17 protein-coding genes and 2 pseudogenes are annotated in these 21,108 nt (G+C 35.4%); 1 reads left to right on the forward strand and 18 read right to left on the reverse strand.

All coding sequences use genetic code 11. The annotated features are described in order from the left end of the window. Positions 1 to 17: 17 nt before the first annotated feature. The 8 genes and pseudogenes from COB47_RS06835 to COB47_RS06870 all read right to left on the reverse strand — a co-directional run bounded on the left by COB47_RS06835 (position 18) and on the right by COB47_RS06870 (position 8,561). Positions 18 to 1,265: an L-lactate MFS transporter gene (locus tag COB47_RS06835; RefSeq protein ID WP_013290646.1), complete on the reverse strand. Its 1,248-nt coding sequence runs from the start codon at positions 1,263 to 1,265 to the stop codon at positions 18 to 20. Further along, a complete protein-coding gene (gene purE, locus COB47_RS06840; RefSeq protein ID WP_013290647.1) occupies positions 1,265 to 1,792 on the reverse strand; it encodes a 5-(carboxyamino)imidazole ribonucleotide mutase in 528 nt (175 codons plus the stop codon). Before purE ends, COB47_RS06835 begins: the two co-directional genes overlap by 1 nt. Positions 1,793 to 1,797: 5 nt before the next feature. Continuing rightward, on the reverse strand, positions 1,798 to 3,009 hold the full coding sequence (locus COB47_RS06845; RefSeq protein WP_013290648.1) for a 5-(carboxyamino)imidazole ribonucleotide synthase: 1,212 nt from the start codon (positions 3,007 to 3,009) through the stop codon (positions 1,798 to 1,800). Between the two features lie 49 nt (positions 3,010 to 3,058). After that, on the reverse strand, positions 3,059 to 4,927 hold the full coding sequence (locus COB47_RS06850) for a DUF4914 family protein (protein WP_013290649.1): 1,869 nt from the start codon (positions 4,925 to 4,927) through the stop codon (positions 3,059 to 3,061). Positions 4,928 to 4,959: 32 nt separating this feature from the next. Beyond that, the gene (locus COB47_RS06855) at positions 4,960 to 5,385 is read right to left on the reverse strand and encodes a hypothetical protein (RefSeq protein ID WP_013290650.1); all 426 of its coding nucleotides are present in this window, start codon (positions 5,383 to 5,385) and stop codon (positions 4,960 to 4,962) included. A gap of 143 nt (positions 5,386 to 5,528) precedes the next feature. Continuing rightward, positions 5,529 to 5,886 (reverse strand): annotated as a pseudogene (locus COB47_RS06860) (DUF2294 domain-containing protein). Positions 5,887 to 6,132: 246 nt separating this feature from the next. After that, a pseudogene (hcp, locus tag COB47_RS06865) lies at positions 6,133 to 7,783 on the reverse strand (hydroxylamine reductase). 49 nt (positions 7,784 to 7,832) lie between these two features. Next, positions 7,833 to 8,561: an ATP-binding protein gene (locus tag COB47_RS06870; RefSeq protein WP_013290651.1), complete on the reverse strand. Its 729-nt coding sequence runs from the start codon at positions 8,559 to 8,561 to the stop codon at positions 7,833 to 7,835. A 111-nt stretch (positions 8,562 to 8,672) separates the two neighbouring features. On the opposite strand from COB47_RS06870, the gene COB47_RS06875 reads away from it, so the two are divergent. Further along, complete coding sequence (locus COB47_RS06875) at positions 8,673 to 9,353, forward strand: Crp/Fnr family transcriptional regulator (RefSeq protein WP_013290652.1); 681 nt, start codon at positions 8,673 to 8,675, stop codon at positions 9,351 to 9,353. A 36-nt stretch (positions 9,354 to 9,389) separates the two neighbouring features. Here COB47_RS06875 and ftsY read toward each other — a convergent pair whose 3' ends face one another. The 10 genes from ftsY to fabF form a co-directional block, all read right to left on the reverse strand. After that, positions 9,390 to 10,295, reverse strand: coding sequence for a signal recognition particle-docking protein FtsY (gene ftsY / locus COB47_RS12125; protein WP_013290653.1), 906 nt, complete (start codon positions 10,293 to 10,295; stop codon positions 9,390 to 9,392). A 6-nt stretch (positions 10,296 to 10,301) separates the two neighbouring features. Next, positions 10,302 to 13,835 carry a chromosome segregation protein SMC gene (gene smc / locus COB47_RS06885; RefSeq protein WP_013290654.1) on the reverse strand — a complete coding sequence of 1,178 codons (3,534 nt, stop codon included), beginning with the start codon at positions 13,833 to 13,835 and terminating at the stop codon, positions 10,302 to 10,304. 174 nt (positions 13,836 to 14,009) lie between these two features. Continuing rightward, entirely contained in the window at positions 14,010 to 14,711 is a 702-nt protein-coding gene (locus tag COB47_RS06890) for a hypothetical protein (RefSeq protein ID WP_013290655.1), read from the reverse strand. A gap of 259 nt (positions 14,712 to 14,970) precedes the next feature. Then, positions 14,971 to 15,231 (reverse strand): stage V sporulation protein S, encoded by a 261-nt coding sequence (locus COB47_RS06895; protein ID WP_013290656.1) that lies wholly within the window; start codon positions 15,229 to 15,231, stop codon positions 14,971 to 14,973. Positions 15,232 to 15,335: 104 nt separating this feature from the next. Then, positions 15,336 to 16,178 (reverse strand): phosphate ABC transporter permease PstA, encoded by an 843-nt coding sequence (gene pstA, locus COB47_RS06900; RefSeq protein ID WP_013290657.1) that lies wholly within the window; start codon positions 16,176 to 16,178, stop codon positions 15,336 to 15,338. Continuing rightward, positions 16,175 to 17,029 (reverse strand): phosphate ABC transporter permease subunit PstC, encoded by an 855-nt coding sequence (gene pstC / locus COB47_RS06905; protein WP_013290658.1) that lies wholly within the window; start codon positions 17,027 to 17,029, stop codon positions 16,175 to 16,177. The genes pstA and pstC overlap by 4 nt, the downstream gene beginning before the upstream one ends. A 31-nt stretch (positions 17,030 to 17,060) precedes the next feature. Continuing rightward, the gene (locus tag COB47_RS06910) at positions 17,061 to 17,879 is read right to left on the reverse strand and encodes a phosphate ABC transporter substrate-binding protein (RefSeq protein ID WP_013290659.1); all 819 of its coding nucleotides are present in this window, start codon (positions 17,877 to 17,879) and stop codon (positions 17,061 to 17,063) included. Positions 17,880 to 18,003: 124 nt separating this feature from the next. Further along, a complete protein-coding gene (locus tag COB47_RS06915; protein WP_013290660.1) occupies positions 18,004 to 19,029 on the reverse strand; it encodes an elongator complex protein 3 in 1,026 nt (341 codons plus the stop codon). Then, on the reverse strand, positions 19,026 to 19,694 hold the full coding sequence (gene rnc, locus COB47_RS06920; RefSeq protein ID WP_013290661.1) for a ribonuclease III: 669 nt from the start codon (positions 19,692 to 19,694) through the stop codon (positions 19,026 to 19,028). Before rnc ends, COB47_RS06915 begins: the two co-directional genes overlap by 4 nt. Before the next feature lie 95 nt (positions 19,695 to 19,789). Further along, positions 19,790 to 21,028: a beta-ketoacyl-ACP synthase II gene (fabF, locus tag COB47_RS06925; RefSeq protein ID WP_013290662.1), complete on the reverse strand. Its 1,239-nt coding sequence runs from the start codon at positions 21,026 to 21,028 to the stop codon at positions 19,790 to 19,792. Positions 21,029 to 21,108 lie beyond the last annotated feature (80 nt).

Consider the following 21,108-nt stretch of genomic DNA (forward strand, 5'->3'; position numbering starts at 1 on the left):
TCGGGGTGCATTTTTTTTCAAACTTTTATCTTAAAATTAATTATTTTTTGATTTTTGAGTGGTTTTAAGTAAAAAAGAGCAATCAAAATACCAACAATAGAGAGAATAGCTGTTATATAGAAGTTAAACACATAACTTTCAAAAATATCTCTAATCTTTCCAGATATTAAGTTTCCTAAAATAGCCCCCGCTCCATAGCCGGTAAATAGAATACCATAATTTTTACTATAATGAAGTGTTCCAAAAAACTGTGCAGTTGCAGTCGGAGCAATTGAGAGCCATCCACCTAAGCAAAGCCACAACAAACTAAAAGTTATCATAAACAAAAGAGTCATTCCCTCTTTTGCAAAAAGCATACCCAACGACGCTAAGAACATTAAAGAAAAATTAATTATTGCCGCAAATCTTGGTGTAATTTTATCAGTAAGCCATCCAAAAAATGGACGTCCAATTCCATTAAAAATAGCAAAGATAGAAACTGACACAGCAGCAGCTTCAGCTGATAATTTCATTATTTCCTGCCCAACAGGACTGGATATTCCAATCGCCATCAGTCCACTCAGTGTCCCTATAACAAAGCAAAACCAAAGAGCCCAGAAGGTTTTTGTTTTTACCATCTCAGAAGGAGAATAAGAAAGTTTATCTTTTTTGGTCTTAAATCCTTTATCAGTTTTCACTTCTCTAAATGGAAACTTTAATGGGATTGATAACAAAATAATAACAATCAGAAAAACTACTCCTAATATTCTAAATGTTAAAAGAGGACCATACATCTCTATAAGTTTTCTTGCAATAGGTGCTGTAATAAGAGGTGACATGCCAAATCCTAAGACAGTTAATCCTACCGCAAATCCTCTTTTGTCTTCAAACCATTTCGCAGAAACTGCAATTGGCACCCCATACGCAATTCCCACGCCAGTTCCAGCAATAATTCCATATCCCAGAATCAGATTTATCAAACCATTAGAAAAACCTGCCAAAATCCAACCGATACCAACTAAAATTCCTCCAACTATAGATACCATCCGAGGTCCAAACTTATCTAAAACCCTTCCCGCAACCGGCATCAAAATAGCATAAAATACAAGAAAAAACATGTATGGCAAACTACTTTCAGTTGCACTCAGTTTAAATAGTTGTTCCAGCGGTTTTCTAAACACACTCCATGAGTACACAGAACCAAGGCATAAATTAATAATAAGCCCCAATAATATGTAAATATAACGCCTTTTGTTGGCTACAAAATTTTCAGGATGATTTTTCATCACCCACCTTGCCTCCTTTTAAGATATTCTTCATACCCAACGCTTTCTAAGTCATTGGCTTTTTCTTCTACTTCTACTCTCATTTTTTCCTTATATTCAACCACCTTTTGTCTGATATTGGGATACTTTATACTCAGGATTTGAGCTGCTAAAATTCCGGCATTTTTAGCATTATTAATTGCTACAGTTGCAACAGGCACTCCCGCTGGCATCTGCACAATTGACAAAAGAGAATCCAGACCATTTAAAGAAGAAGTTTTTACTGGAACGCCAATAACCGGCAAAGATGAAATCGAAGCAACCATGCCAGGAAGGTGTGCAGCACCGCCAGCCCCAGCAATAATTACTTCTATCCCCCGTACTTCTGCCTCTTTTGCATACTTGAACATCCTCTCAGGAGTCCTGTGAGCAGAAACAATTGTTATCTCATACTCTATCCCAAAATCTTCTAAAACTTTTGCTGCCTCTTTCATAACAGGAAGGTCAGAATCGCTCCCCATAATAATCCCAACAAGTGGTTTTTTCATTTAATTTACACCTCCGCTTTAATTTTGAGCACTTCTTTAACTCTCTTTGCTTTTTCAATTGCTACTTCCAAGTTGTCATCAACTATTGTTACATGTCCCATTTTCCTAAAAGGTGCTGTCATCTTCTTACCATAAAAATGAAACGAAACTCCTTCTACAGACAAACTTTCTACCAAGCCCTCTATCTTTGGCCTTCCTTTATAACCTTTTTCGCCCAAGAGGTTTATCATGACAGCCGGTGATAGTTGCTTTGTACTACCAAGCGGCAAGTCACAGATTGCTCTCAAGTGCTGTTCAAACTGACTTGTAACACATGCTTCTATTGTATAGTGGCCAGAGTTATGTGGTCTTGGAGCAACTTCATTTATCAAAATTTCGTCATCTTTTGTCAAAAAAAGTTCAACTCCAAACACACCAACACCATCCAGTGCTTCAACCACTTTGATTGCTATTTCTCTTGCTCTTTGTGCTATCTTTTCGTCAATCCTTGCCGGTGCAACTAAAAAATCAAGAATGTTTGCTGACTGCTCAAAAACCATCTCAACAACAGGATAGCTTTTCACATCTCCTCTTTTGTTTCTCGCCACCATCACCGCCAATTCTTTTTTTATGTCGACTAACTCCTCTACAAAAGATTCTGTCTCAAGTACCTTATTTAAATCTTCCTTGCTCTTTATTACAACAACACCTCTTCCATCATACCCGCCTTTTGAAGCTTTCTGGACACATGGAAAACCAAATTTTTCAAAAAAAGATGCATTTAAATGAGTTACTTTTTCAAATCTTGGTACGGGAAGGTTAGCATTTTTGAACATTTGTTTTTGTTTGAATTTGTCTTGAATAATCTCCAAACAATAAGGCGATGGGTAAATGTGGTATCCTTTATCATAAAGGTCTTTTAACACTGCTGTGTTGATATGTTCTATTTCATAAGTGGTGATATCGCTTTTTCTAACTAGCTCTTTTAACTTTTCAGGGTTGTAAAAATCACTTACAATCAGCTCATCAGAAACCGAAGCTGCAGGACACTCAGGGCTGGGATCTAAAGAGATGACATAAAAGCCCATCTGTTTTGCCTTTTGTGCAAGCATCTTTCCCAGCTGTCCGCCACCAATAATTCCAATTTTTTTTATGGGAAAACCAAAAGTGCTGTGATGCATATCTCTTTTCATCTCTCCTTTCCAAATATAGTTTACCACAAACTCTTCAAAAAACAATAAATGACCTCCCCACAAAAATATTCTTTGCAGGGAGGCATTGTTTTGTCTATTTTATCAAAGATACGTAGTCATCAAGGCTTCCATCATCCAAGCAGCATTCTATAATTTTTCTTCCAAGGGGATGTAAATCCAATGTTTTGAATTTTATAATCTCTTTCTTAAAAAATTCTGTCAAAATCTTTGCACCTTCCATATAGCCTTCTTCTCCAACCTCTTGCTGAAGGTCAACCTGGAGTAAAAACTTTGGTATATAAGTTCCTTCAACTTTCATATATTCAAGTGCCCATCCCAAAAGCGGCAGCTTTGCAGGCTTTAGCTGGTCAGGTCTTAATTTTACATTTCCTCTTTTTGCTAAATACTCTCTTGTTATCCATTGTGGCATAAAGCCAACCTTGTATGCACCTATGTGCTGATTTGGAATGAGAATATACTGGGTCTTTGTAAACTGCAAAATCTGTTCAAGCAAAAGATTCGCTTGCTTTACCATAAGTCCTGTTGCAAATGGCCAGTAAGAACCAACACCTTCAGAACTCAGCGCTTCTGCCTGTGTTATGCTTGGATTTGCATGGCCGCGAGGGCTGACAAGCCTCCACAGCCATGCCAATGCAGGTGGTAAAAGGTGAAACATCCCTACAATACCATAAGTCGGCTTTTGTTTAGTGCAAGGTGGTGTTCTCACTCCAAAGCTTCGTATGTCAACCTCAACAGGTTCATCTACAATGTTTGGAATAAACCTGCGAGGCAAAATAACTCTTGGATTAGGGCAAGGCTTTCCTGGCTCATCCATTGTGTGTTCCCATATAAGACAGGTTGAACCAGGCACACCCTCTAAATTTAAGAATATTAACGGCTCGGGTGGGTGAATGCAAAGCCTTTCAAGCTGTGGGTCAGTACCATAATGCGGAATATTATCAAGTCTTACAAACCAACCTTGTTCTGCGTCTTTTACAACCATTTTTGAACCCTTTTGAAGGCTGGGATGAACAAGTGCAATATCGTCTGTAACTGGATGTATCTCGCAAGATTCTTTTATCTCAAGGTAAATTTTTTCTTTGGTTAAAATATTTTCTCCAAGCAAGACTCTATTGTCTTTTTCTCTATGCATCTGCTGGCACATTTCACTCTTTCCGCCACCACTTGCTCCCTCGTGCATGATTGTTATCACGTTGTCATATGGTGTAACAATCCTGACTGTTGAAGCATGAGCTGCAACCCAGCCTTCCATTTCACCGATGTTCAAAAGCACACCATATACTCCCTTTTTAGCACTTGGTCCTGGGTACAAGTTATATGAAAATATTTCATGGACGCCATTTAACCTATTGTGCACAACCACTTGTTTTCCGTTAAAATGTGTATGTCTAAAAGGTGGAGCTACATATATCACTGCTTTTGGTTCAAAAACATCAATCTTTTCAAATTCGCTTTTAGGAATAAACCCCTGGATATCAGCAAGCGCAAATCCAAAAAATGCAGCATTCAGCGGAGCTATAACCAAAGCAGGATAACCATATTCCTTTCCTCCTGCATAGAAGCCATACACTATTAATTCTTGCTTTTTTAACCACTCAAATGTTTCTTTTCTTACGGCTTCAAAATTATCTCCATAAATATCTTTGTATCTCTGCTTATCAGTTTCACCATCATCACCAATAATTAAGCTATCTGGGTCTCTTCTTCTCATGTACACATCAGGATAATTCACAACAATACCATTTTTACATCTTGTAACTATCGCCTCAACCATTTCGCCTTTACCTTCTACCTCATATTTCACCTCAAACACCATGTTATCTTTTCCACCAAGGGATAAATCTATAAAATCAAGTCTCTTTTCTGGCATAATTATTCCTTTGCAGCTGCTTAAAATTTCATACACTTCATCCTTTGCCTTCAAATTTAAAAGCTTGATCATCGCAATATATACCTCCTATCAAGAAGAATTTTTCAGTTACTCTCAATAAACTCAATCTTCTCAATCAAAAGTTTTAGAAGATATCTGTAGTTTTCAATTACTTCTTTGGTTTGCCTGAAATACTCTCCATTTTCTTTGAAAAATTCCACAACATAATACTCCAAACATTGCACAACAATTTTCAAGTCTTTGAGAAAATTTTTATCTTTCCTTATATAAAAGTTAAGGGTTTTGGTGTTAAGTCGAAATACATCCAACAAAACAAGTGGCAAGGCCCACAGGTCAATGTAGCTTCCGTCCCAAAAATATTTATAAAAGAAGGCTGTCAAAAATGGATTTGTCTCACAGTATTCTTTGAAAAATTTCTCTATGAGTATAAAAAATGTTTTTCTTGTGAAGAGCTTCGACGCTAAGTCCTGAGTCTTGTGGAGGTTTGCCTCATAAATTTCAGCAAACAATACAAATACCTCCTTAATTTGTATTTATCACCTCTGCAGGGCATCAAAAAAGGCCAATATTTGCAAAGCCTTTTTTGCCCTGCAAATATTGGCCTACCTTGCAACTGGCCAATTTATTGGCCCTTTGCTTGGTCTGCCAAATTTTACTGACTTAATTTTTTTTCTAAGTTTTCATTTAGGGTTATTACAATTACTTTTTCACCATTTACTGTGTTCACATCTGAGTAGATGCCCGCAATATCAACATCAATTACCTGTTTTATTAAGTTTGCCAAATCATCTTTTGCATTCTCAAACAAAGTTGCTCTCACCTTTTTGATAAGTTCAATGCCTTCCTTAGTTTGTGCAAGCTTTTTTTCTGTAGGACTCAAAAAACCAATTAGTCTTACTACAATAATGTCCTCTGTAATTATAGTTTTTATTTGTTTTGGTCCTCTGCCCATATACTCTAAACTTGCTTACCGCCTCGCTGATTTTTGCCTCTACCTGCCCCTTGGTCATTTTGTTTTTATAAAAACCATCCCTGCTTTGTTTAACTTCTTTTTTTAGTATAGCAAAATGAAATTTGTATGTCAATATATTTCAATTAAATTTTTCTGTATGTTACTAACCCATTGATTATTCTAAATTTTAAAAGCTCGAGCTTATATAAATTGCAAGTTTGACTTTTCCATTATGCACCTTGAGATAATAAAAAAGCAGGGCTGTGTGTTTTTTTGCACAGCCCTGCCTTCCGTCTCACTTTACTTATTTTTTTGACAAAATTTCGTTCAAATCATTCTCTGGGTTTGAAATAGGTTTTATATTGAATCTCTCAACAAGTACCTGCAGAATATTTGGTGAAACAAATGCTGGCAGTGATGGACCCAAGTAGATGTTTTTAATACCAAGGAATAGCAGTGTCAAAAGTATCGCTACTGCTTTTTGTTCAAACCACGAAAGGACAAGTGTAAGCGGCAATTCATTTACATCAACTCCAAAAGCCTTTGCAAGTTCAATTGCAATGATGATTGCAGAATATGCATCGTTGCACTGACCAACATCTAAAAGTCTTGGAAATTCAGCAACTCTACCAAAGTCTTTTTTATTGAATCTATACTTTCCACATGCAAGCGTCAAAATAAGTGTGTCTTTTGGAGTTTTTTCAGCAAACTCTGTATAGTAGTTTCTACCTGGCTTTGCACCATCGCATCCACCAATTAAGAAGAAATGCTTGATCTGACCACTTTTTACAGCCTCAATTATCTTGTTTGCAACACCAAGCACAGTATTGTGAGCAAATCCAACAAGGATTTTCTTTTCTTCTTCGTCTTCCTGCCAACCACCAAGTTCTAATGCCTTTTGAATAATTGGTGTGAAATCCTTTTTGCCATTTACTTCTTCAATGTGTGCAACACCATCAAACCCGACAACACCCGTTGTAAATATTCTGTCTTTGTAACTATCGCGTGGTTTTTGTAGACAGTTTGTGGTCATCAAGATACAACCTGGAATGCCGTCAAATTCCTTCTGCTGGTCTTGCCATGCACCACCATAATTACCAACAAGATGTTTATATTTCTTTAGCTCTGGATAACCATGTGCAGGAAGCATCTCACCGTGTGTATAGATATTTATTCCTTTTCCTTCTGTTTGCTCTAAAAGTTCTTTTAAGTCTTTCAAATCATGTCCAGAGACAATTATAAATGGTCCTTTTTTCTTGGAAATCAAAACTTCTGTTGGCTGTGGATGACCAAAAGTCTCAGTGTGAGCTTTGTCCAAAATTTCCATACATCTAAAATTCTTCTTTCCAAGTTCCATACAAAGGTTGTAAAGCTCATCTGTTGACAAGTTACTGTCCAGCGTTTTTGCAAGCGCCGTAAAGAAAAAATTGTTCACATCATCATCCTTGTAGCCAAGCCTATATGCATGATGAGCATATGCAGCCATTCCTTTTAAGCCAATAAATAAGGAGCTCTCTTAAAGACCTGATATCCTCATCAATGTCATCTGCCAGAATTCCAACCTTTTTCCCATCTGTTATCATCTTTTCAACATCTTCTGGTGGTCGATAGTAAACGGCAGCCGGTAGATTATCTAAGTTTGAAATTTGATTTTTTAGATTTTCTTTCACGCTGTCTGCTTCAAGAATATACCTTACAAATCTTTTCTCATCAAAATTTACATTTGTAAGGGTAGAAAATAGAGCATCCATCATGAATTTGGTTGTACCTTCGTCAATCTTTTTTCCTTCAGCTAAAATTTTGCTGCCCAAGTATGCAATGCCTTTTAGCTGGTACAAGAGCAAATCCTGAAGTGTAGCAACTCTGCTGTCTTTCCCACAAACACCTACCTTTGTGCAGCCTTTCCCACCTGCTGTCTGCTCGCATTGGAAACAAAACATATCAGTTTGAATCATCACAATATAGCACCTCCTAAAATATTATCAATTTCTATTTACCCAAAAATTATTCTTTTATACCACCATCGGTGGTAATTGTTACCTCTTGATACGGCAAAATCTTCTGTGCCTGAAGCATGGCCTTTTTAACTATGCTTGCAATACCGTTGCAACAAGGGACTTCCATCTTGACAACTGTGATGCTCTTTATGTTATGATTCTGAATAATTTCTAAGATTTTTTCATAGTAATATTCAATATTGTCAAGCTTCGGACATCCTATTATTGTCACTTTTCCTTTCATAAAATCTCTGTGGAAAGACGCATATGCATAGGCAACACAGTCAGCAGCAATGAGTATATGCGCGTTATCAAAAAACTTTGCATAAGGATTTATTAGATTTAGCTGTACCGGCCAGTTAACAAGTTCAGAAAACTCTTCTTTGGTCTCTTCTACCTTTTGATTTTTTCCCTCTGAAACTGGATTTGTGCTACTTCTTTCAATTACTCTCTCCTGAGAACCAGGGCACATACATGAAAACTGCTCACGCTGTTTTTTCTGTTCAAGTCTTTCTTCCACAGCCTTTTCATTGAATGGTTTTGCTTCAGCTTCAACTATCTCAATTGCCCCTGTTGGACAAACAGGAAGACAGTTACCAAGTCCGTCACAGTATTCTTCACTGACAAGTTTTGCCTTGCCATTTACAAGCTCAATCGCACCCTCAATACAAGCATTCACACACAGTCCGCACCCATTGCACTTTTCCTCGTTGATCTTTACAATTTTTCTTATCATTTTCAATCATCCCTCTCTGTTTACTTGCAATTATATTTTATATGGTTTAGAATATATTTGCGGTAACATATGTTACAGTTTTATATGCATTTTAAAGAAGGTGAAAAACAAATGCAGTATGAAAAGGTATGTCAAAGCAAGCTGTTTAAGATGATGGACCAAAGCGAAATAAAAGAGATATTAGATTCCTTTCATATTCTTAAAAAGGATTTTGAAAAAGACCAGGTAATTGTACTTGAAGGTGACGAATGTAACTTTATAGGACTTATACTTAGCGGAATGGTCGAAGTGAAGAAAAGCTCTGTCTCAGGTAAAGAATATACCATAACTACATTGTCACAAGGCGATACGTTTGGTGAAGCTGCCATATTTTCTTCGGCAAACAGTTTTCCTGCGACAATTGTTTCAAAGACTAGAACAGAGGTTATATTTATTCCAAAGCATGCCATAATTGAGATGTGCAAAAAGAACGAAAAGTTTTTACACAACTTTTTAAACCTTCTTTCAGATAGAATCCTTCTCTTGAACACTAAACTTAAAGAAAATACCCTCTCTACTTTGAGACAAAAGATTTGTAATTTTTTAATTGAAGAGTACAAAAAACAAAAAACTACAAAATTAAAACTTAATTTGACAAAGCAAGAGCTTGCTAAAATTTTTAATGTGCAAAGGCCTTCACTTTCAAGAGAGCTTATAAAAATGAAAGAAGATGGACTAATTGATTTTTGGGGAAAAGAGATCTGGATCAAAAATTTAGAAAAGATAGAGGATTATCTTTACGAAGATGCATAAAAGGCTGGGCTATTTACCCAGCCTTATTGATTTTTATTAGTTTTCAAAAAGAGCATCTACAAATTCTTTTGCGTTAAAATACTGAAGATCATCTATCTTTTCACCCACACCTACAAACTTTACCGGAATCTTGAGCTCATCACAGATGGAAATTACGATACCACCTTTTGCTGTACCATCAAGCTTTGTAAGTACAATTCCAGAAATATTGACTGCCTGGTTAAATTCTTTTGCTTGATTTAGCGCATTTTGACCGGTTGTTGCATCAATTACAAGCAAAGTCTCCTTGTTGGCTTCTGGCATTTGCTGATTTATCACCCGGTTAATCTTTTTTAGCTCCTCAATCAAGTTTTTCTTGGTATGAAGTCTTCCAGCCGTGTCTACTATTAAAACATCAGCTTTTCTTGCCCTCATTGCTTGGATACCATCGAACACAACAGCTGCCGGGTCTGCACCTTCCACATGCTTTATAATGTCACACCCAACCCTTTTTGCCCAAATCTCAAGCTGTTCTGCAGCTGCTGCTCTAAATGTGTCTGCTGCCACAATTAAAACCTTTTTACCATTTGATTTTAAAAGATTTGCAATTTTACCTATGGATGTTGTCTTACCCACACCGTTTACGCCAACCATCAGGATTATGAGGGGATACTCTTCATTTAATTTGTTTTCAAGATCAATAATATTGAGCATCTCTTCTTTTAAAATTTCTTTTATAGCCTGGCTATCAGAAATTTTTTCTTTCTTAACTCTTTCTTTAAGATTTTCTATTATTTTTTGAGATGTTTTAACACCAACATCTGAGAGTACCAAAATCTCTTCAAGTTCTTCAAAAAGTTCATCGTCTACTTGCTTGAATGATTTTAATAAGCTTTCGACTTTTTCAGTAAAATTCTTTTTGGTCTTTGAAAGACCTTCTCTAAGTCTATCAAAAAATCCCATCTTCTATCATCCTTTCTGTATTTTTTCTATATTCAACGATAAAATTTTTGAAACACCGCGCTCTTCCATTGTAACACCATATAGAATGTCGGCAATTTCCATTGTGGGTTTTCTGTGGGTAACAATAATGATTTGGCTCTGGCTATTTAAATTCTTTATATACTGGGCAAACCTTTGAACATTTGCCTCATCCAAGCTTGAATCTATCTCGTCTAATATGCACAAAAGAGAACCTTTAAACGTCAAAAAGGCAAACAAAAGTGCAATTGCTACTAAAGCCTTTTCTCCACCCGAAAGAAGATTTATATTTTGGAGTTTTTTGCCTGGAGGCTTAACATCAATATCTACACCAAGTTCTCCATCCTGACCTATGAGCTTTAAATCACAACTTCCTCCGCCAAAAAGTTCAAAAAATATCTCAGAAAACAAACTCTTTATTTTTTCAAAGTTTTCTAAAAATATCTCTTTCATATTTTTTTCAAGATGACTAATAAGTCTTTTTAACTCATCTGTTGTCTTTTGCAAATCTTCAATCTGTTTTTGCAAAAATTGCATTCTTTCCTGTAGTCTTTTCTCCTGATCGATTGAATATAACTTTACTTCCCCCAGTTCAGAAAGCGCTGCTGTGCACCTTTCAAGCTCATCTTCCTTCTCTTTTGACCAAAAAATTTCTCTATTTGAAGTATGGATTTCTTCATTAAATGTTTCAAAATATTTTTCTTTTATATTCTTCATGTAGTTTTCATGATCATGCTTTTCAAGAGCAATTTGTCCAAGTTTTTTTTCTATCTCTTGAATTTTACTTAAAGTTTCACTTAACCTTTTTTGTTCAGAATTGTATCGCTCAGAAAGTTCTAAATAATCTTTGTCAAACGACTGTAAACTGCTCTTAAACTCTTCTACCTTTTTCTTTTTCTCCTCAATCTCTGCAGAAGTGTGATAAATCTGTTCCTCAATATCTTTTATCTCCTTTTCACATTTTTCTTTTTCATTAAAACAACGTATTTTTCTATTTTCCACTTCAGCCATGCTGTAGCTCTGAGTTTCAAGCTTATGGTTCAATATAGAAATTTCTGCTTCAATTTTGTTCTTATCTTCTATCGCTTTAGTAAATTTACTATCCAAAATATTATAATCTTCTTTTAGTTTGTTCAAGACAGTTTTAAGATTTGAGGTATCTTTTTCCAATTCTTCTTTTGATTTCTTTAGACTTTTTAAATTTTCCTGCGAAGACTTTATGTCATATTCAAGTGTTATGAGTTGCTCAAATATCAAATTCTTTTCGTTTTCTAAAGCATCTTTGTTTTGGGCAAGCTGTTTTATTTTGTAGTCATACATATCAATTTCTCTTTCAAGCTCATTCATTTTCGACAATAAATCATTTAAGTTTTCTTCCGCTTCTTGCTTCGCAGTTTTCAGATCATACAATACTTTGCTACTTTCTACAATCAATTTATCCATTTCCTCAAGCTTGGACAAAAGGTTCTTGACATCTACTTCCAACTCTTCTTTTTCCACTTTCCTTCCCAGAAGAGAAAAATCAGCTTTCTTCTCACCACCAACAAAAACTCCACCGGGAGAAATCAGCTCTCCCGAAAGTGTAACACACCTTGCCTTATATCCTACCTTTTTTTGATATTCTATAGCTTTGTCAATAGTATCAAAAACTAAGGTACGACCAAGTAAAAATTCTACTACCTTTCTCAATTCGTCATTTACATCAACGAACTCATCTGCAAAGCCCAAAAAACCATCTGCATTAATATCTTCTTTTTGAGCCAAAACCGAAATAACATCAACCGGAATAATTGTAACCTTACCAAGTTTTTCGTTTTTTGCTATCTCTATTATTCTTTTTGCATCATCTTCATTTTTCACAACAAGGTGTTGCAAAGAAGTGCTCAGTGCTGTTTCAATAGCTTTTAAATACTCTCTTTTAACAGATATCAAACTTCCCACTGTTCCATACAGGCAAATGGGAAGATTTTTTACTCGTTTGAAAATTTCCTTGATTGTTTTGCTGTATCCTTCATAACTTTCTTCCATCATTCTTAAAACACTTAATCTTTCCTGCTTTTTTATCAGCTGTTTTGAAAGATCATCTACTAAATTTCTGATGTTGGCAAGATGACCCTCTTTTTCTGATATCTGCTGGTTTAAATCTTCAAGTAAAATAACAAGCTTTTTCCTTTCATTATCTAATTCCATAAGTTTTGATTTTTTTGTATCTTGTGCAACAGTCAATTTTTCAAGTTCACTTAAAATAGCATTTGTCTGCTCAATTATTTTCTCTTTTCTATTTTCTAAAGTAGTCGACAAATGCAAAATCCCATTTAATTTTTGGTTAAACTTTTCTATCTGGGATATGCATTCAATTAACTCAGTTTCTTTCTTTTGGATTTCTACTTCTACTTCTGTAATATTTTCTTTTAAAGCTGCAATCTGCTTTTGTAATTTTGTATGAACTTCTAAAATACTTCTATGCTCTTCTTCTTTTTCGGAAATACCTTTTTGTAATTCCTCAATGCTCTTTTTTAATTCCTCCTTTTGCCTCTCAAGCTGTAAAATCTGACTTGATAAATCCTCCTTAAGTTGCTGCTTGTTTTCAAGCTGCTTTTTTAGAAATTTCAGGTGAGTAGTAGCCTCTGTAAGTTCATTTTTTATATCATTATAAGATAGTTTTGTTTGTTCTATATGCTTATTTAGCATATCCATTTGCAACTTGCTTTGATTTATACTTTCTTCAAATTCTTTTCTTAAGTGTACAAACTTTTCAAGTTCTTCATTTAATTGCTTTTCTTTAAAGAGCAAATCATTATATCTTCTGCCTGTCAAGTTATACTCATAAACATACTTTTCTTTTTTCAAACTCTGAAGTTTTTGATTTATTTGAAGATATATCTTTGCTTTTTGCACATCAGGCTTAATTTCCTCCAGCTGTGTGCTCAGTTCAAACATTACATCTTGAAGTCTTTGAATGTTCTCCTCTGTGGTTTTAAGCTTTCTTTCTGTTTCTTCTTTTCTGTACTTATACTTTGTAATTCCACACGCTTCTTCAAAAATCCTATACCTCTCAACAGGCCTCGCATTTATTATTTCGTCAACCTTACCTTGAGATATAACAGAATATCCGTCTTTTCCCAGCCCGGAGTCAAGAAAAAGTTCATATACATCTTTCAATCTGCAAGGAGTTTTGTTTATAAAAAATTCGCTCTCACCACTTCTAAAAAGCCTTCTTGTTATCACAACTTCTTGATAATCAATGGGAAGAATCCCGTTTGAGTTATCAAAACATATAGAAACCTCAGCAAAACCCTGAGATTTTCTTTTTTCTGTGCCGGCAAAAATAAGGTCTTCTTGTTTTGCTGCACGCAAAATTTTTAAACTCTGCTCGCCCAAAGCCCACCTTATTGCATCAGTAATATTGCTCTTTCCACATCCATTAGGTCCAACAATAGCTGTAATTCCTTTTTGAAGTTCAATTCTTGTTTTTTCGCAAAAAGACTTAAAACCATAGATTTCAAGCCATTTTATGTACATCCCAGATCTTCCCCCATAAAGATTAAAACAACAATTATTTTAGCAAAAATATAGGGATAATTCTACATTACTGTTCAAAACAATTATTTAAGATAAACTAAAAGAGGCTATCCACTTGTCTTTTTTGGATAGCCCCTCTCAATTTTTATATTAAATATTATATTTTTGTAATTTTTAGGGCTCATACCCAGGGAGAAAATTGAAAGTTTCTGAAGTTATTTTCCACTCTCCGTTTTCTTTTGTTAAGTTGAAACCATACCGTTCACCAAATTTTACTTTATACTCACGTATTTTTTTTGGTAATTTCTCAGCTTTTTCGATATACCTTTTCTGTTCTTCAGGTGACATTTTATAACCTTTAGCATTACTTATTTCATTCAATTCAGAAGGTGGTATTTTATCACTATCAAAAGCCAAACCTACAGATTTATATTCACCAAATACGTCTACAACAACTGTTGCTTTGTCTCCATCGATTTTTATTTCTAAAAATTTTATATCGGTCATTTTGTGTTCAACAGGTTTAAATGAAGAGGGATATGCATCAGCAAGTACAGCATTCTTATAAACTTCCAATCTATTTGCCATCCAGCCGTATTTATTACTATAATACTTTTCACATGCTTGAGAAATTTCCTTTAATTTTTTATTAACAACTTCTTGAGGAATCTGTATGTCAGGGGATTTTGTATATTCTGCAGGATAGCAAAGCATTTCCTTTTCTAACTCTAAAGCCCCTATTACTGTTTTCTTTATTTCCTGTTCATTATCTAATTGTTGATTACTTTTTACATTAATAGCAATAATTATTGTGCTGCACAAAATCAGTATTGTTATTAAAGAAATAATTAAAGAGAAAATTTTCCTATCATTCACTTTCAACACCTCTCTCATCTCATTTTGGACGAATTGCTACTATTGTGGTAGTATTAGCCTTGTCATTGTATGGTTTTAAATGCTAAATTGCATGAAATCTAATAGTTGTTATAGATATAATTGTTATTGTTGTAATTAAACACATGCTTAATTAAACTGAAAGGTAGGTATTCAGAACACCCACCCCAACTATTGACATAGAGCCAATAAAGAAAGCAGGTAGTTTATTCTACCTGCCTACTTTAAAAAGTCTCCTTTTTTATCTTGCTTGGACTATAAACTTTATTGCCGTTCTTTCTTCACCGTCGATATCAATCTCTGAAAACGCAGGTATTACAATCAAATCAATACCATTTGGCGCTACTTTCCCTCTTGCAATTGCAATAGCCTTGACAGCTTGGTTTACAGCACCTGCTCCAACTGCTTGAAGCTCAGCAACTCTTTTTTCCTTTATAACTGCAGTCAGAGCTCCTGCCACTTTTTGTGGTTTTGACGTTGCTGCAACTTTTAGAACTTCCATCCTTTTTTATACCTCCTGAATATGATGTTGTGACATTATTTAAACACAAAACAAATTGTCTACTATATATAATTCTACACCATTTTAAAAATTCCTTCTTTAATTTATCCTCTTCCCAAAATTCTGTTATACCTTCGAATTATCATGTTTGCAAATGTATTTATTACAAACACAATTACAATAAGCAATGTCGCAGTAGCATATGAATTTAATTTTGAAAGCCCTTCTGAAGACAGAATATAAAGATGAACGGACATGGTTCGCGTTGGACTAAATATGCTTGTGGGGAAATTTAGCGAACTTCCAGCTGTTAACAGCACTGCTGCAGTCTCACCTATTGCCCTTCCCACACCCAAAATAATTCCTGTCAATATCCCAGGCATCGCAGGTGGAACAACAACCTTAGCTATTGTCTGCCACTTTGTTGCACCAAGTGCAAGGCTACCTTCTCTGAAAGATATCGGAACAGTTTTTATAGCCTCTTCTGAAGTTCGTATAATGGTAGGCAGAATCATTATCGAAAGTGTAAGTGCACCTGATAAAATGGACCATCTAAATCCAAGTGCAATTACAAAAAATGCAAATCCGAAAAGTCCATAAATTATAGAAGGTATTCCAGCTAAGGTTTCTGTACCAAATTTAATAAGCTCAACAACTTTTCCTTTTTTGGCGTATTCAGTCAAATAAATTGCTGCTAATACCCCTACTGGTGTCGCAATTATGACTGCAAGCAAGGTTACATACAAAGTTCCTACAATAACAGGAAATATTCCTCCGCTTTTACCCATCTCCTCAGGATACTGAAGAATAAAACTCAAACTTATACCTTTTAGTCCGTTAGAAATAATGTGAAATACTATAACAATTAATATTATCATGGTGATTATCGTAAAAAGTCCAATTATAGAAAATACAATGCCCTGTATAACTTTATTCTTTCTTATCATTTCTCTTCACCAACTCTTCTTGCAATTACATTTGCAATCGTGTTTAAAATCATAATAATTACAAAAAGAACAATTCCAGTTGCAAAAAGTGCCTGAGCATGTTTACCAGACGCATACCCCATCTCAATTGCTATATTTCCTGTCAAGGTTCTTACCTGATCCAAAATACTATTTGGTACTTTTGGACTATTGCCTGCTACCATAATAACAGCCATTGTCTCGCCAATTGCCCTTCCCATGCCAAGAATTATTGAAGCAATGATTCCAGACTTTGCAGCAGGCAAAATAACCCCCTTAATTGTTTGCCAGTGAGTTGCACCAAGGGCTAAAGACCCTTCTTTATACTCTCTTGGTACAGACCTTATTGAAACTTCTGAGATGTTTATAATCGTTGGCAAAATCATAATTCCCAAAATTATAGAAGATGCCAAAATAGAAAAACCAGACCCACCTAAATATTTCCTTATCAAAGGAACCACAACAACAAGCCCATAAAAACCGTATATCACAGAGGGAATTCCTGCCAATAGTTCAACAAATGGTCTTACAAATCTTGATATCTTTTCACTTACAAGTTCACCTAAAAATATTGCTGTTGCAACACCAATTGGCACCCCTATTATAATTGCTCCCAACGTAACATAAACCGAACCTAAAATCATTGGAAAAATTCCAAACTTGCCACTCAAAGGTGCCCATTTTCTGCCCAAAATGAAATTCCAAAGTCCATACTCTTTTATGATTGCAAAACCTTCTTTAAAGATAAAAATGGTGATGAGCAGCACAGAAACTACCGAGATAGCAGCAGCTACAAACAAAACCATTTCTATGGCACTTTTCTTCTTAGGCATAATAAATCTTACACCCCATTACAATAAAATACTACTTCACTTTGATATAATGGTGTTTTTTTACAATGGCTTGTCCTTCTTCACTTAAAGTAAAATCAATAAATTCTTTTACAAGACCTTTTGGTTCATCCTTGGTCAAAAACAGAAAAGGTCTTTGAAGTTTATACATGCCATTTTTTACATTGTCCTCTGTAGCTTCCACTCCTTCTATTTTTACAGCCTTTACACTTGAATCCAACACACCCATTGAGATATATCCTATTGCATTAGGGTCTTGCGAAACAGACTGTTTCACAGCACCTGTTGATGGCTGAACAACTGCAGAATCAGAAATTGAACTGCCACCCATAACAAGTTCTTGAAAGGCACCTCGTGTGCCCGAACCTTCTTCACGAGTGACAACAACAATCTCTGCGTTTTTGCCTCCAACATCTTTCCAATTTTTTATTTTTCCTATATATATATCTCTTATCTGATCTATTGTAAGATTCTCAATTGGATTTGAAGGATGCACAACAACTGCAATTCCATCTATTGCTATTCTATATTCATGAAGACCCTTCTCTTCTGGTTTTAGCTCTCTTGAAGATGTACCAATATCGGCAACACCGTCTCTGGCTGATTTTATCCCAACACCAGAACCTCCGCCCTGGACTTCAATTTTGGTGTCTGGGTGCTTTTCCATAAACGCCTTTGCTAAATCATCTGCTAATGGCTGAACAGAGGTTGAACCCGCAACCGTAATCGAATTTTTAGATTTCTGAGCTTCATTTCCCACATTTTTGCATCCAAAAAGAAGTAAACTCAAAAGAGATAATACAACTACAAGAGCAAAAGATTTTTTGAACATTCTTCCACTCCCCATTATAATTTTTTACATATTATTTTTACCCTTATTCTTTCTTCATATTATGATTTTACACAACTAATGTTAAATCAAATTAAAATCAATGTTAAATCTATGTTAAATACTCTCAAAGTCTGCTAATATCAACTACTGTCTCATTAGACTCTGTAATTATTTTTATCCTGCCAACCTGCTCGCTGTTACATAATACTTCAATTTCAGCATGGGAAAAAAGTTGTTTGAACCTTGTGATATTGCTTTTTTTCTGTCCTACCAATTTTGAGTAGTTCTTAGGATGTACCATAAACAAGATTTTAGAATACTTTTTGCCATGTAATCTTTCTACAACCTTTCTAAATATTATCTCTGAGTCTACAAGCTCCCCAAATGAAGGATGAAAAGGTCCTGCCAAAACTTTTGCATTGTAATTTATCTCTTCTGTTGGCTGAAGCCCAACTCTAATAACATTTACACCCTTTTCTATAAATATAGATTTTATCTGACTGCATCTTTCTACTGCCTCGTTTAAAGAAAGAGGCTCATATTCTCCTCTTTGGTACATTTTTGCAAGATAAGTACCCTCTATGACAAGAGTTGGATAAACCCTTGCAATGTCTGGTGAAAAACTGGTCAATATCTTTGCCGTTTCAATATCCTTCTCAAGTGTTGATTTTGGAAGCCCCACCATAACTTGAACCCCAAGTAAAAACCCAAACTTTTTTATCATTGCCATTGCATTTTTGCTATGCTGAGCAGTGTGTCCTCTCGCGCACGCATTTAAAACATCGTCAAACATGCTTTGGATTCCAAGTTCTATTGTTTTTACATTGTAGAGTTTTAAAAATCTTAATCTTTCCTCATCAATACAGTCCGGCCTTGTGGAAATCCGAATACTCTTTATTTTCTTGAAACTATTAGCAAGTTCAAGCAATTTTTTTTGAAAATCTATATCGATGGCAGTAAAATTGCCACCATAATATGCAAGCTCAACATGCTCATCTGAATTAATTTTAAGCCCTTGTTCAATCTGCCTTTTTATCCTGTCCAAGCTTACCTCTTCTTTTTCTCCAGATATTATTTTTTGATTGCAAAATATACAGTTAAAAGGACAGGCATACTGAGGAATAAATATGGGCAAAATCCTCTGTTTCACTCCTCTTGCTCCCCCATTTCAAGCAAGAATTTATACGCTGCATCCTGCTGAGCTTCTTTTTTTGAGGTTCCGTATCCTTCAGAAACCTTTTTCCCTTCTATGAAAAGCTCTGACTTGAAATATTTCTTTTCAAGTATCTCGCAGTCTTTGTACACAATCTTTTTTTGCCCTTCCCTTTGTACAATCTCTTGAAGTTTTGTTTTGTAATCGTAAAAAAGCTTGCCTGCTACAGCTTTTTGAATGTAAGGTTTAAGCAGATTAACAATAATCTTCTCAACTGTATCGAAGCCAGATTCAATAAAAATTGCTCCAAATAATGCTTCAAGTACATCTGCTAAAATTGATTTGTTCTCATGAAATTTTTCCATTTTTTCGCGTTTCCCAAAAATTATATGATTTTTAAGATTTAGTTTTTCTGCAACCTTAGATAATGTCTGACTGCACACAACTGCAGCTCTTATATTTGTAAGCTCACCTTCAGAAAGCTCAGGAAAGTAAACATACAAATATTTGCTCACAGCAAGTTCTAAAGCTGCATCACCAAGAAATTCAAGTCTCTCATAGCAGTTTTTGTTACTATGCGTTGCTGATTTATGAGTAAGCGCAAGCTTCAACAGATTTTTATCCTCGAATTTGTATCCCAAAGCTTTCTCTATTTCTTCCATCCTTACTTCTGCTTTCCCCTTTCGTCAAAAATCTTTTATTAACAAATACAAAATGCCCCAATTTCTTTTTTTAAAATTGGGGCATCTTTCTTTTTCTATTCTTCGTATTTTTTAAGAACAAGAACTGCGTTGTGACCTCCAAAACCAAAAGAGTTTGTCATAGCATATTCTATAGGCCTTTCTCTGCCCTGGTTAACAGTATAATCCAAATCGCACTCTTCATCTTTGGTAGCATAATTAATTGTGGGTGGAACAAATTGGTTATATATTGCCAATGCAGTTATCAATGTTTCCACTGCACCTGCAGCGCCAAGCCAGTGACCTGTCATAGACTTTGTGGAGCTTATTGAAAGTTTATATGCATGTTCTCCAAATACCTTCTTAATTGCAAGGGTTTCGTATTTATCATTATAAGGTGTAGAGGTGCCGTGAGCGTTTATATAATCTATTTTTTCAGGAGATATTGCTGCATCTTTTATTGCTTTTTGCATTGCAAGCATAGGCCCTTCTCCTTCTGGGTCAGGCGCTGTAATGTGATATGCATCATCTGACGCACCATATCCCACAACTTCAGCATATATTTTAGCTCCTCGCTTTTTTGCATGTTCAAGCTCTTCTAAAATAAGTATCGCTCCACCTTCGCCCATAACAAAACCGTCTCTATCTTTATCAAATGGTCTGCAGGCAGAATTTGGATCTGGGTTTGTTGACATCGCCTTCATAGCACAAAAACCTGCAAATGAAAGTGGAGTGATTGCCGCCTCAGACCCGCCAGTGACTATCACATCAGCATAGTCTTGCTGAATCATTCTAAATGCTTCTCCAATTGCATGTGCAGATGAAGCACATGCTGTAACAATGGTTTCATTTATACCTTTGAACCCATACGTTATTGCAATATGTCCTGCTGCAATGTTTGCTATCATCATCGGAACAAAGAACGGACTTACCCTTGATGGTCCTTTTTCTCTCAAGATATTTGCCTGCTCTTCTAATGTCTCAATTCCCCCAATACCACTTCCTATTACCACACCAACATTTGTCTTGTCAATGTTTTCTAAATTGAGTTTGCTATCTTCAAGTGCAAGTTTTGTTGCCGCTAAAGCAAAGTGTGTAAACCTATCCATTCTTCGTGCTTCTTTTTTGTCTATGTAATTTGTAGGGTCAAAATCCACAATCTCTGCAGCAACTTTTGTAGGGAAGCTTGAAATATCAAATTTCTCTACAACCTTAATCCCATTTTTTCCGCTCTTAATGGAATTCCAGAATGTATCTATATCAAATCCCAAAGAGGATATAACTCCTAAGCCAGTTATTACAACTCTTCTTTTCATTCAAGTTTACCTCCCAAATATTTAAAAGTTGAATACTTTACCCCTGCTTTTGAAATTCTTAAAAGCAGGGGTAAGTATTT

The organism is Caldicellulosiruptor obsidiansis OB47 (assembly GCF_000145215.1).
GTDB lineage: Bacteria > Bacillota > Thermoanaerobacteria > Caldicellulosiruptorales > Caldicellulosiruptoraceae > Caldicellulosiruptor > Caldicellulosiruptor obsidiansis.

Excerpts from the sequence above, each read along its gene's own strand:
- COB47_RS06835 (WP_013290646.1), bottom strand. The coding sequence starts at position 1,265 with ATGAAAAATCATCCTGAAAATTTTGTAGCCAACAAAAGGCGTTATATT.
- purE (WP_013290647.1), bottom strand. The coding sequence starts at position 1,792 with ATGAAAAAACCACTTGTTGGGATTATTATGGGGAGCGATTCTGACCTT.
- COB47_RS06850 (WP_013290649.1), bottom strand. The coding sequence starts at position 4,927 with ATGATCAAGCTTTTAAATTTGAAGGCAAAGGATGAAGTGTATGAAATT.
- COB47_RS06870 (WP_013290651.1), bottom strand. The coding sequence starts at position 8,561 with ATGATAAGAAAAATTGTAAAGATCAACGAGGAAAAGTGCAATGGGTGC.
- COB47_RS06875 (WP_013290652.1), top strand. The coding sequence starts at position 8,673 with ATGCAGTATGAAAAGGTATGTCAAAGCAAGCTGTTTAAGATGATGGAC.
- ftsY (WP_013290653.1), bottom strand. The coding sequence starts at position 10,295 with ATGGGATTTTTTGATAGACTTAGAGAAGGTCTTTCAAAGACCAAAAAG.
- smc (WP_013290654.1), bottom strand. The coding sequence starts at position 13,835 with ATGTACATAAAATGGCTTGAAATCTATGGTTTTAAGTCTTTTTGCGAA.
- COB47_RS06895 (WP_013290656.1), bottom strand. The coding sequence starts at position 15,231 with ATGGAAGTTCTAAAAGTTGCAGCAACGTCAAAACCACAAAAAGTGGCA.
- pstA (WP_013290657.1), bottom strand. The coding sequence starts at position 16,178 with ATGATAAGAAAGAATAAAGTTATACAGGGCATTGTATTTTCTATAATT.
- pstC (WP_013290658.1), bottom strand. The coding sequence starts at position 17,029 with ATGCCTAAGAAGAAAAGTGCCATAGAAATGGTTTTGTTTGTAGCTGCT.
- COB47_RS06910 (WP_013290659.1), bottom strand. The coding sequence starts at position 17,879 with ATGTTCAAAAAATCTTTTGCTCTTGTAGTTGTATTATCTCTTTTGAGT.
- rnc (WP_013290661.1), bottom strand. The coding sequence starts at position 19,694 with ATGGAAGAAATAGAGAAAGCTTTGGGATACAAATTCGAGGATAAAAAT.
- fabF (WP_013290662.1), bottom strand. The coding sequence starts at position 21,028 with ATGAAAAGAAGAGTTGTAATAACTGGCTTAGGAGTTATATCCTCTTTG.